The organism is Streptomyces sp. NPDC006739, assembly GCF_042869815.1.
In the GTDB taxonomy this organism is placed as follows: domain Bacteria; phylum Actinomycetota; class Actinomycetes; order Streptomycetales; family Streptomycetaceae; genus Streptomyces.
Genome location: NZ_JBIAGM010000003.1, coordinates 1 through 10,911, shown reverse-complemented (window position 1 = coordinate 10,911; position 10,911 = coordinate 1). Strand labels below are relative to the sequence as shown.

The 10,911-nt window shown below is 72.1% G+C and carries 10 protein-coding genes; 6 read left to right on the top strand and 4 right to left on the bottom strand.

Features of this window, described 5'->3' with window-relative positions; all coding sequences use genetic code 11:
* Nucleotides 1–369 precede the first annotated feature (369 nt).
* The 3 genes from ACFYMM_RS06650 to ACFYMM_RS06640 all read left to right on the top strand — a co-directional run bounded on the left by ACFYMM_RS06650 (nucleotide 370) and on the right by ACFYMM_RS06640 (nucleotide 1,984).
* Nucleotides 370–861 (top strand): ATP-binding protein, encoded by a 492-nt coding sequence (locus ACFYMM_RS06650; RefSeq protein WP_388384559.1) that lies wholly within the window; start codon nucleotides 370–372, stop codon nucleotides 859–861.
* Nucleotides 862–1,028: 167 nt separating this feature from the next.
* Complete coding sequence (locus tag ACFYMM_RS06645) at nucleotides 1,029–1,274, top strand: DUF5133 domain-containing protein (RefSeq protein ID WP_388384557.1); 246 nt, start codon at nucleotides 1,029–1,031, stop codon at nucleotides 1,272–1,274.
* A gap of 206 nt (nucleotides 1,275–1,480) precedes the next feature.
* On the top strand, nucleotides 1,481–1,984 hold the full coding sequence (locus ACFYMM_RS06640; RefSeq protein ID WP_388384555.1) for a MarR family winged helix-turn-helix transcriptional regulator: 504 nt from the start codon (nucleotides 1,481–1,483) through the stop codon (nucleotides 1,982–1,984).
* A 109-nt stretch (nucleotides 1,985–2,093) separates the two neighbouring features.
* Here ACFYMM_RS06640 and ACFYMM_RS06635 read toward each other — a convergent pair whose 3' ends face one another.
* Entirely contained in the window at nucleotides 2,094–3,269 is a 1,176-nt protein-coding gene (locus ACFYMM_RS06635; protein WP_388384553.1) for a PP2C family protein-serine/threonine phosphatase, read from the bottom strand.
* A gap of 200 nt (nucleotides 3,270–3,469) precedes the next feature.
* Here ACFYMM_RS06635 and ACFYMM_RS06630 point away from each other — a divergent pair, with 200 nt between their 5' ends.
* Together ACFYMM_RS06630 and ACFYMM_RS06625 are read left to right on the top strand one after the other, a co-directional pair.
* Complete coding sequence (locus ACFYMM_RS06630; RefSeq protein WP_388384551.1) at nucleotides 3,470–3,904, top strand: MarR family transcriptional regulator; 435 nt, start codon at nucleotides 3,470–3,472, stop codon at nucleotides 3,902–3,904.
* A 407-nt stretch (nucleotides 3,905–4,311) separates the two neighbouring features.
* A complete protein-coding gene (locus ACFYMM_RS06625; protein WP_388384549.1) occupies nucleotides 4,312–4,671 on the top strand; it encodes an STAS domain-containing protein in 360 nt (119 codons plus the stop codon).
* A gap of 6 nt (nucleotides 4,672–4,677) precedes the next feature.
* On the opposite strand, the gene ACFYMM_RS06620 is transcribed toward ACFYMM_RS06625, so the two are convergent.
* The 3 genes from ACFYMM_RS06620 to ACFYMM_RS06610 form a co-directional block, all read right to left on the bottom strand.
* Nucleotides 4,678–6,675: a protease pro-enzyme activation domain-containing protein gene (locus tag ACFYMM_RS06620; RefSeq protein ID WP_388384547.1), complete on the bottom strand. Its 1,998-nt coding sequence runs from the start codon at nucleotides 6,673–6,675 to the stop codon at nucleotides 4,678–4,680.
* A gap of 113 nt (nucleotides 6,676–6,788) precedes the next feature.
* Nucleotides 6,789–8,009, bottom strand: a complete 1,221-nt coding sequence (locus tag ACFYMM_RS06615; protein WP_388384545.1) for a metallophosphoesterase — start codon at nucleotides 8,007–8,009, stop codon at nucleotides 6,789–6,791.
* Between the two features lie 131 nt (nucleotides 8,010–8,140).
* Nucleotides 8,141–9,403 (bottom strand): peptidase S8, encoded by a 1,263-nt coding sequence (locus ACFYMM_RS06610; protein ID WP_388384544.1) that lies wholly within the window; start codon nucleotides 9,401–9,403, stop codon nucleotides 8,141–8,143.
* Nucleotides 9,404–9,773: 370 nt separating this feature from the next.
* Between ACFYMM_RS06610 and ACFYMM_RS06605 the strand changes: the two genes are divergently transcribed.
* Nucleotides 9,774–10,610, top strand: coding sequence for a trypsin-like serine peptidase (locus ACFYMM_RS06605; RefSeq protein ID WP_388385279.1), 837 nt, complete (start codon nucleotides 9,774–9,776; stop codon nucleotides 10,608–10,610).
* The last annotated feature ends 301 nt before the right edge of the window (nucleotides 10,611–10,911 follow it).

Genomic DNA, 10,911 nt, shown 5'->3' with positions numbered 1-10,911 from the left:
CTCACTATCGCGGCTCGCCGCGAAAAAATGCGGGAACCGCGGCATGGCCAAGCCATATCGGGATACACGAAGGGGTTTGTCCGACTCCGGATCCCGGCGGGATCCCGTGTGAGGCGGCGTCGCGGGCCCTTCGTCGAGGACGCGTCCGGAGCGTCGGGCGGGCCCCGGCTCACGCACCGTCGGCGTCGTCTCGCCAAGGCTCCCGCATGGGGGGGGCGTGCACGGCCCGCGCCCCGCCTTTCCGGGCGTGCCCGAACCGATGCGCGCGGCGTGGGAGTATCGCGGCGCATCGCGGGTAGACGCGCGCCCATGAACGGGGTATCGCAGATCTACGGCAGGGAGCATGTCCCTCCTGAGGGGTGTTCCGTGATGCCGGAGGCCGCACCTGCCGATGTCAGCATCGCCCTCGACGGGGCGGACGGCTGTATCGCCGACGCACGGAACCAGGTCTGGCAGTTCCTGACCCGTGCTCGGGCCGAGCACGGACTGCCGGTCACGGCCCGCACCATCGACCTGGCCCAGCTGGTGGTCAGCGAACTGGTCACCAACGCGCTGAAGTACGCGCCCGGACCGGTGCTGGTGCACCTGAGCGTGGTCGACGGCATGCTGGAGACCGAGGTGTGGGACACCGATCCCACGCTTCCGCTGGCCCGGGCCGCCGACGCCGGGCGGGTGGGCCAGCACGGCCTGGAGATCGTGCTGGCGGTGGTGCAGGGTTTCGAGGCGCGCCGTGAGCCCGTGGGCAAGCGCGTCATCGCCCGCCTCGCGCTGTCCGACGACCCGCTGCTGGGCTTCGGCCGGCCGGGCCGTGGCGGGGGCCGGCCGGCGGTGCGCGACGAGCCGCCGACGACGGACGGTTGAGAGGTATCCGCACATTGCGTGTGCATGGATCTCTCGGCCGGGGGCACTTGGTGATCGCTCGATACGGCCCGGTGTCGGGATGGCGTCGAACGCCATGTACGGGATTCTGTTCCTCGCGATGGCGGTCGGCCCGCCGGGCGAGCTGTGTTGTGTGGGAGGGGACCACCATGATTCTTCCGGCGGAGAAGGAACTGCGGGCTGTACTGGCCCGGTTCGCCGAGGCGCGCATCGAGCACGACGTGCGTCCCACCGGCCGCACCAGCCGTGCGCTCGAAGACGCCACGTACACACTCTGCGTGATGACCGGGGCCCGTACCGTCGAGCGGGCGCTGGCCGCGGCGGACGCGCTCCTGCAGGAGTACACCGCCGACCGTGAGGGAACCACGCAGGACGAGACGACTTTGGCCGCCTGAGAACGGCCCCTCTTCCGCCCGTCCCGTCCGCCCGGAAGGGACGGGCGGTGGGCGAACCGGTCGGCGTCGCGCCACCACCGGTCGATCGCCGCGTCGGCCGCAGGGGTCCGTCGGCCGGGATGCGTGCCCGGCGGCTGGTCGGGTACCGCGAGGGAAACAAGGCGGTGGTAACCGGCATGGACAGGCGATTCTGAAAGCGATGCCTCGTGACTGGGCTCAGTGACTCCGGGGACGGTCGAGCGGGCGGGCCGCGCGACGGCCCCATGTCGCTGGCCCTGGCCATCGCCGATGCCGTGGAGGGCCTCACCAACCTGTGGTCTGCCGCCGCACAGGGCGCGGGCCTCGGTCTGTCGCCGCAGCAGTTGCGGGCCCTGCGGACCCTGGAGGCGGAGCCGGGGCTCAACCTCACCGCTCTGGCCGTGGGGCTGGACATGGGGCTGCCCACGGCCAGCCGGCTGTGCGACCGTCTCGAGGCGGCCGGTCTGCTGCAGCGCGTACTGCATCCCCGCAAGCGGCGTGAAGTACGGCTGTTCCTGACCGGGCGGGGCGGGGCGGCGCTCGACGAGGTGGCCGCGCGCAGGTCACGGGCGCTGGCCGTCGTACTCGACGCCATGGAGCCGGCCGAGCGGGAGGCCCTGGGGCGCGGGCTTCAGGGGTTCCTGGCCGCCTGGGACGGCACGGCCGACGGCCCGGACGGAACCGGGTCCTGACGACGGCCCGGACCGAACCGGTTCCTGACGGAGGGGCGAGCCGTCCGCTGTCGGCCGGGGCCGAGGTGAGGGCCCCGGCCGGCAGCGAGGGGGAGCGCCCCCGTCCCGATCACGGCTGCCGCTGACGCCCCCGCCAGTCCAGGCACACGACCAGGGCGTCGTCGTCCGCGACGGCGGTCTCACCGCGGTGGGCCGCCAGCTCGCGCAGGATGGCGCGGGGCACCTCGGCGGCGGGCAGCAGCCGAGTGGACTGGATGGCCCGGGCGAGCGCCCGGTCGCCGTACGCCTCCCCCTTCGGGGAGTGCACCGCGTGGACGCCGTCGCTGACGAAGACGAGCCGGTCCCCGGGCTCCACGGAGAACTCCTGCGGTACGTAGTCCGTCTCCTCGAACATGCCCAGCGGCAACTGGGCGTCGAAGGGCACCCGCTCGACCGTGCCGCCGCGCAGCCGGAGCATCTGCGGGGATCCCGCGTCGACGACCCGTACCCGGCCGGTCTCCAGGTCGAAGTCGAGCATCAGGACGGACAGGTAGCTGCCACCCCGGTAGTGGGCGTACACGGCCTGGTCGGCCAGGGCCGCCTGGTCGGCGAGGGGGATTCCGGCGCGCCGCGCGTTGCGCAGCGCGTTGACGGCGAGGCTGGTCAGCAGCGCCGCCTCTATGCCCTCGCCCATACCGTTCGTGACGTACAGCGTCAGGCGGTCGGCCGAGGCGGACCAGTCGAAGTTGTCCCCGAAGACGGCGTAGGCGGGCTCCAGCTGGCCGCCCAGGTCGTACTCGGGCCGGGAGCAGGAGCGGCCGGGCAGCAGATGCCACTGCATCTCCGCGGCCAGCGTGAGCCGGTCCTTGCGCCGGGCCTGGAGGTACAGGTCCGTGTGGCGCTCGGCCACGACCACCTCGTGGGCCAGCGCGTCGGCGCAGTCGGCGAGTTCGGGGACGCACTCGGCCACCGCCCGGTCGGCGGGCAGTGTCACGGACAGCACACCGAGGCGGTCGCCGCGCACGCTGACCGGCAGATGGACCCGGGTGCGCCCGTCCCGGTCCTGTTCGCAGTAGGGCTCCTGGGAGCCGAAGGCCCGGCCGGCCGGGCTGCCGTGCACCGGCACCGGATCCAGGTCGTGCAGTGCCGCCGACACCGGCTGAAGCACCGTCAGGCCGTAGTCGGCCATGAACAGCTCCACGTCCTGCGCGCCGTAGTGCTCGTCGAGCACGGCGCGCAGGACGTCCAGCAGTTCGTCGGGAGCCGCTGTGCGCAGAGCACGCTCAGCGGTTTCGAATCTGTTCACGATGGGAAGCGCACCATTCCTTCTCCTGACAACGTGCGGGCGCGGCCGGGAGGGCCTAACTCCGCGAAGAGCCGTGTCTGTCGCGCCGCGGTGTCCGTGTCCGGCGCGGCTGCTAGTAGGCTGAAAGCCGCCCCAGTGCCTGCGAGAGTGTGATTGTGACTGCCTTCCGCCGCCGCCCAGAGCCCGATGAGGTCGCCCGTGTGACCACGCGGGCCGTCGAGCTGCTGGAGGTCGTCTGGGGCCGGGCCTCGACCGCGCCCACGTCCGCCTCCCAGTTGCGGGTACTGCACATCCTTGAGCACAACGACGGCATCAACCTGCGCACTCTCGCCGAATCCCTGGCCTCCACCCCTCCGTCGACGAGCCGGCTGTGCGACCGGTTGCAGGCCGCCGGGTTCGTGGAACGCGTGGTGAGCCCGGAGGACCGGCGCGAGGTACGGCTGCATCTCAGCGGCCGGGGGCGTTCCTTCCTCGCCGATCTGCGGGCCCGCCGCGAGAGCGAGCTGCGGTCGGTGCTGGCCGACATGCCCGCGGCCAAGCGGGTCGCCCTGCTGGAGGGCCTGGAGGCGTTCTGTGTCACCGCGGCGACGCAGATACACGAGGAGGCGCCGGACTCCGGCAGCCGGACCGCCTGAAGGATCCTTCACGGCACCGGTGCCACCACCGCTCCGTGACGATGGTGGAGGGTGCCGGAGCGGTCTCCGTCCACCGGATCATTCCAGGTCCTTCCTCGTGCGTGCCCGACTCGGCTACTCTGTTGCCTCATGGCTATTGTTGTCAAACGACAACAGTCCTTTTGGATTGCTCTTACGTCGTTCGGTTACCCCGCTATCCGCACGATCTGCAGTGACTGTGCGGTATGTCTCGTAAGTCGCGGATCCGGAGGCGCGCGCGGACGCCGCGTCGCACCCGGGCCGGCCCGGAACATACCGGCTGTCCTGCCGGGTGCGGCCCCGCGCCCACCGCGGGGCGCGCGTCGCTCCGCCGGCCGGCCCCATGACGCGGCCCACCCCCTGGAAACCGGTGACGTGAGGATGGCACCATGCACGCCGCTCCCCGCCTGAGGGTGCACATCGACCGTCGTGAGCAGGCGTTCGTGCTCATCGTGCGGGGCGAGGTCGACTACCAGTCCGCCGAGGACTTCGAACAGGCCTGGGAGGCCGCCGACCGGGCGGCGATGCCCGTCACGGCGGTGGACCTCGCCGAGGTCACCTTCGCCGACAGCATGCTGCTCAACGCGCTCATCGCGGCCCTGCACCGCCACCGGGCCGACGGCCGCGAACTCGTGCTGATCGGCCCCCTGCGGCCCGCTGTCCGCCGGCTGCTGACCATCACCGGCACCATGGAACTGTTCACGATCACCGGCACCCGCCCCGACGGCGACGGGGCGGACACGTCATGAAGCCGGTCAGCCGCCGCCGGCGCGCAGCCCCGCGATGAACGCGGCGCCGTTCGGCGTTCCCACGCCCGTCATGGTGTCGTACCCCTTCGCCGTCACCTGTCCGGTGTAGGCGCGTTCCTGCGAGTCGAACACGTCGAGGCCCACGGACCCGTCGCCGGCGACATAGGCGCCGCGGTCCTGTCCGGGCGTCGACGCCGTGACCGGCAGGGCGTCGTGGAACGCTCGGGTTCCGGCCAGGTGGTAGAGCAGTGGGTCGATGAAGCCGAAGGCGGACCTGCGGCCCTGCTGAGCGTCGGCGACCAGACCGGCGACCAGCGGGCACGCCAGGCTCGTGCCCGCGTTCGGGACGGTCCGGTACGGCCCCGGCCGCCCGTTGCCCGTCGACTCGGTGTAGCCGGTCAGCATCCCGGTGTCGGGGTCGCCGTCCGCCGCGATGTCGGGCACCGCGCGCCCGGTGACGACCCGCCCGCCGACCCGCACACGCGACATCGACGCGGGAACGACGTTCTTCTGGTAGGACGGCTGCCCGTATACGGCGCTGGCGCCTCCGCCGCCCCCGCTGACGCCCACGTCGGTCCACCTGCCCTGGTCCAGGGACCCGTAGTCGTCGGACCAGCCGGTCTCGAACACCCGATGGTCCGCCGCCCCGATGCCGAGGCTGGTGCCGCCGACGGCCACCGCGTAGGGGTCGGAGTCGGTCACCGTCACACCGGGCGTGTCACCGGAGGCGAAGTACATGCCGACTCCCTCGGCGGCGGCCCGCACGTCGATCGCGTGCACGGTCCTGGCCGACACCTCGCCCAGAGGGATCTGCCAGGAGTTGGACACGATCGAGGCGCTGGGACGGCCGCCGCTCCCGGTCAGTACGGCGAGATCGGCGTTCAGCAACGCCTGGTCCTCGTCGCACCCCTGTCCGACCACCATCAGCTGGTCGGCGTCGGGCGCCATCGCGTAGAGCGCCTCGGAGTCCATCTCCGCCTCGTCGTCGACGGCGGGCGCCTGCACCGCCGCGCGGGAGACCGACGAGGAAGCGCAGCCGTTGCCGGACCGCACCTGCCGGAACTGCGAGCGCCTGGGGGCGGGCAGGTGATTGGCCTTCGCATAGGCCGTCAGCGTCCGGAACATCGCGGTCGGCTCCGCGGCCTCGGTGAGGGCGACGGTCTGGCCCCTCCCGGTGTCCCTCCAGGTCGCGCCGTAGGCGGCGCGGATCTGCGCGGCGGAGTACCCGCAGACCGGCAGCGGGGCCCTGGTCAGCCCCTGGTACGCCGGATGGAAAGCCTGGACGTGCTGTGCCCAGTAGCTGGAGCACGTCGGTGGCTTGAAGGCCTTCGTCGCCCGCTCACGGTGCCCCGGCGCCGAGGAGGCCGGGGCGCGGCGCGCGGTGGGCGGAAAGCTGCTGAGGCCGGTCACGCCCAGCACGGCGGACGCGAGCGAGGCCGGAACGGACACCTCGCGGTCGTTGGACCGCGCCACGGCCGGTCGGCCGTTCGCGTCCCTGACCCGGTACCGGTCGATCCGCACCCCGAACGCCGCCTCCACTTTCGCCACCGGACCGGTGGCCGAGACGTAGTCCCGGCCGCTGTCGGCGTGCACCCGGGTCAGACCCCTGGACGCCAGCCAGCGTGCCACCGCGGCGGTGTGCGCGCGGGAAGGACCGAACTCGGCGGTGTAGGCGTTCGGGCTGAGGTACCGGTGGAACCGAGTGCTGCCGGGCGTGGCGACGGCGTCCGCGAACGCGGCGGCCCCCGCCAGATCGGGCGTCAGCCACACCTGCACGGTCAGCTGCTGCGAGGCGGGCACGGCTCCCGCGCGAGAGGCCGTGCGTACCACGGGGGAGACCGACCCCGGCACGGCAGCGGTCGTCGCCGCGTGCGCGCCGCCGGGTACCCCCAGCAAGCCTCCGGCCGCCAACGCTGCCGCGCAGACGGCCCGGACGGCCGCTGCTCCGCGCCCGCGCCGCGCCGTCGAAACCCCTGCGACCCTGTGCGAAACGGTGCTTTCCACGCCCCGGTCCACTCCCCTCGTGGTTGCTGTGCGGCGATGTCGGAGACGACGATCGGCCGCGCCGGGTTCCCGCGGGACCGACACCGTCGCGCGCAGCCTTGGCCCGCCCCGTGCTACGGCGAGGTGGTCCGGTGCGGGGAGCGGAGTACGAGGAGGGTGATCTCGCTGGGCGCGAAGACGCGGAACGGCGGGCCCCAGAAGCCGGTGCCGCGGCTGGTGTACAGGAGGGTGCGGGTGCCGTGGTGGCTCAGGCCCGCGACGACCGGCTGGTCGATGCGGACCAGGTGGTGGAAGGGCCAGATCTGGCCGCCGTGGGTGTGACCGGAGAGCTGGAGGTCGATGCCGTCGGCCGCCGCCCGGTCGACGAACTTGGGCTGGTGCGCCAGGAGCAGGACGGGCAGGTCGGGGTCGGCGCCCTGCAGGGCTCCGGCGAGGTGGGCCCGGTGGCCTGCCAGGCCGGAGGACTCGGCGGTGACGTCGTCCACGCCGGCGACCACGAGGCTGTCGCCTCCGCGTTCGAGCAGCAGGTGGCGGTTGCGCAGCGGCTCCCAGCCCAGCTCGTCCATCAGGTCGACCCAGCCCTGGGCCTCGCTGTAGTACTCGTGGTTGCCGGTGACGTACACCCGGGCACGGGTGGCCCGCACGGTGCCGAGTGGGGCGGCCTGGGCGCGGCGGCGTTCGGCCGTGCCGTCCGCGATGTCGCCGGTGTGGCATACCAGGTCGGCGTCCAGGGTGTTCACCGTCTCGCACACCTGTGCCGACCAGCGGGCGCGGTCGAGGGGGCCGTAGTGGGTGTCGGTGATGAGGACGACACGCAGGCCGTCCAGCCCGGCACCCAGTCGCGGGAGTGGCACGTCCAGCCGGCGCACGCGCGGTACGCGGCGGGCCTCGGCGTACCCCCAGGCGAGCAGGACGGCGGTCGTGCCGAGGACGGCCCAGGTGACGATCCGGGCCCGGTCCTGACTCTCGCCGACGCCGGCCACGGTCAGGGCGAGCCGCAACAGGACACCGAGCAGGACGGACCAGGTGAACAGCACCCAGCCGGTGCCCAGCAGGGTGTCACCGACGATCGCCGCCCGGTCCTGCTGGCGCCGGCCGTGGCCGCGCGCCATCGCGAGCGGCATACCGATCAGGCCGAGGGCGAACAGGGCGGTGCCGGCCAGCGTGACGGCCGGCGGCCAGTGCTGGCCGCCGTAGAGGAGCACCCCGCAGGGCACGGCCCACAGCAGGACGGGGGCGATCAGCGGGATGTAGCGCATCAGGCGCTGCAGTCGGCTCCGCCGCGGCACCTCCGCTTCACCCTCGGCGGGCCGGGTGTTGCTGGTGTCGGTCACGCTTCCCCTCCCTGACCGGGCTGCCGTCCCGCGCACTGTATCCGGTCGCTGCCGTAGGGGAGATCCTGCGTACGCCGGCCCCGGCCGGGCTCGCCACCGTGGTCGACCCCGCACTCGTGGGGGCACCGCCGTCAGAAGGCGCCGGTGCCGTTGGGCGTACCGAGGCCGGTCGGCCCGTCGTATCCCGGACCGGCGGTGCACAGGTAGGTGCCGCCGCAGGAGCCGTTGCTGCCCGCCGTGACGTCGTGAAGCGCCGACCTGTGGCTGTACGGATACGCCCCGTCGGCGACCTGAGAGGTGTTTCCGGCCAGTGCGTAGACGCTCGCGATGATCGGCGACGAGACGCTGGTGCCGCCGGCTTCGACCCAGCCGTCGGCACCCTGTGCGAGACCGAGTTGAAGCTCGGTGTCGCACAACAACGCGCCGCCGCAGCTGTTGTAGGTGTCGTAGACCGCCACCCCGGTGTGGGGATCGGCGACGGCGGACACGTCGGCGACGGCACGCCCGGCGCATCCGGAGTGGTGCTGCCAGGACGGTTCGGCCTCGTACGCCGAGCAGCCCGAGCCCGCGCCGCGCCATGCCGTCTCGGTCCAGCCGCGCGCGTTCGACGCCCTGCTCAGCGAGGTGCCGCCCACGGCGGTGACGTACGGGGAGGAGGCGGGCCAGGAGACACCGTAACCGGAGTCACCCGAGCTGGCGGTGAACGCGACTCCCGGGTGGCGGAAGTGCGAGTCGAGGGAGGTGACGGTGATGTCCTCGGCCCCGCCCCAGCTGTTGGAGACGGAGGCGACGCCCGGTGTGGCGGCGGCGGTGTCCTCGGCCCTCACGAGATCCGGGATGTTCGCCGATGTCGCCTCGACCAGCAGGATGTGGCAGCCGGGGCAGGCGGCCGAGACCATGTCGAGGTCGAGGCTGATCTCCTCGGCCCATCCGTGGTCACCGGAGGGCAGCGGCGATGCCCGGCCGCTCTGGTTCACTTTGCGGAAGCAGCCGTCGGCGGTGGTGCACGACGGCAGACCGTAGGCGCTGCGGTAAGCGCTCAGGTCGGCCTCGGCGTTCGGGTCGTCCATGGCGTCCACGATCGCCACCGTTCGACCCGACCCCGAGGCACCGCCCAGTTCGTAGGCGGACCGCAGGTCGGACGGTACGAGCCCCGTCGTGGTCGGGGAGCCGGTGGTGAACGGTGACATGCGGCCCGAGGCGGTGCGGTGGGCCTTCAGGAGCCCGAAACAGCGGGCTTGCTCCGTTCGCGAAGGATGGTCGCAGCCGAAGCCCGTCGTACTCGCGGAGCCGGACCCGCGTGGGGTGGACGCGCGCGGGCCGGACGGGAGAGCGGCGGCCTGGACCCCGATGGCCGGGCCGACGGTGAGGGCGGTGACGGTGAGCGTGAACATCGCCGTGAGGCCGGCCGCCGTCCTCCGCGTCCGGCGTCTCGACCGGGTGCGGCGCATCACCAAGGGTGCGGAGGGTATCTCGCGTCGGTGCATCAAGCCTCCGTGCGGTTTCAGGCGTTCGGAAGTGCCACCTGACGAGAAACAGCGTTGACAGATGGCATGTCGGGTCAGCCGCGGGCCGGTCGGTTCACCATGCGGCCGCCGTCTTCCGCTGGTCAAGGTCATGCCAATGCAGGTCTTGTGAGGCTGCCGAGGTGACCGGGTGAATCGCCGTGTGTGACGGGAGCCTCCCGGCGAAGCACCTCCCGAATTCCCGGCCCATGTCGATAATGACCTTGTGCGCTCGCTTGCCAGGAAATCCGTCTTGCCCGTGACGTTGGTCGTCATCGCGGCAGCCGCAGTGGTGGGCGACGCCACGGCGGCGACCGATGCGGCCAGAAACAGCCGGCACGGCGGTTTCGGCAAGTCCGGCGAGCCGGGTCAGTCCTCGCAGGCACAGGACCAGGACCTCCCCGCGTCGGCCCCGGTCAAGGACGGCGACGCGTACACCCCCCGCAGGACCGAGGAGAACGCCCGGATCGGCGCGGTCTTCGAGAAGGACGACCAGGGCTCCCATTTCTGCACCGCGAGCGTGGTGCGGAGTCCGGGCCGGAACATGCTGATCACCGCGGCCCACTGCGCCTTCGACGCCGACTCCGGGGAGCCGGTGAACGACCTGGTTTTCGCCCCCGGCTATCGCAAGGGCGACGAGCCCACCGGCCTGTGGAAGGTCGGCAAGGTGGTCGTCGACGACCGCTGGGCCAAGTCGCAGGACGAGGACCTCGACGTCGCCTTCCTCGTCCTCGACCAGAAGGACGGCAAGAACATCCAGGACGTCCTGGGCGCCAACGCCCTCGGCACGGACCGCGGCTTCGGCAACAAGGTCGAGATCACCGGATACCCCACCAGCCGTGACACCCCGGTCTCGTGCCGGAACCGCACCACGAAGTTCAGCGACACCCAACTGCGCATCCAGTGCGCCGGCCTGGAGGACGGGACCAGCGGCAGCCCCTGGCTCGCCGACTACGACCCCAAGAGCCGCACCGGCACGGTCATCGGCGTCCTGGGCGGCCATGAGGGCGGCGGCGACCAGGACGACGTCTCCTACGCCGCGTACTTCGACGACGACATCGCCAAGCTCTACCGACACGCCCAGAACGAGAGCTGAGCCCCGTTCATCCGCCCCCCGGTCACGCCGAAGGCCGTACTCCGTGCGCGCCTGCTCGCCGGAGTGAAGCGACGTTCCTCACAGCCATCGACTCCAGGGCGTGCCCGTGTAGAGTGAAGATCGCCCTTGACCTGCACAAAGCAGGCAGGGAGCCGTCTTCCATTAGTCCAACGTGCTGCGTACTCTGTTCAAGTCCAAGATCTAGCTGTATTGCCCTGTGAGGTTGGGGACGCGGCTGGCGGGTGGTTGGCCCTTCAGCGCGGTGTGTCCGCGGTGGTGATTGTAGGTGTGCAGCCACTGC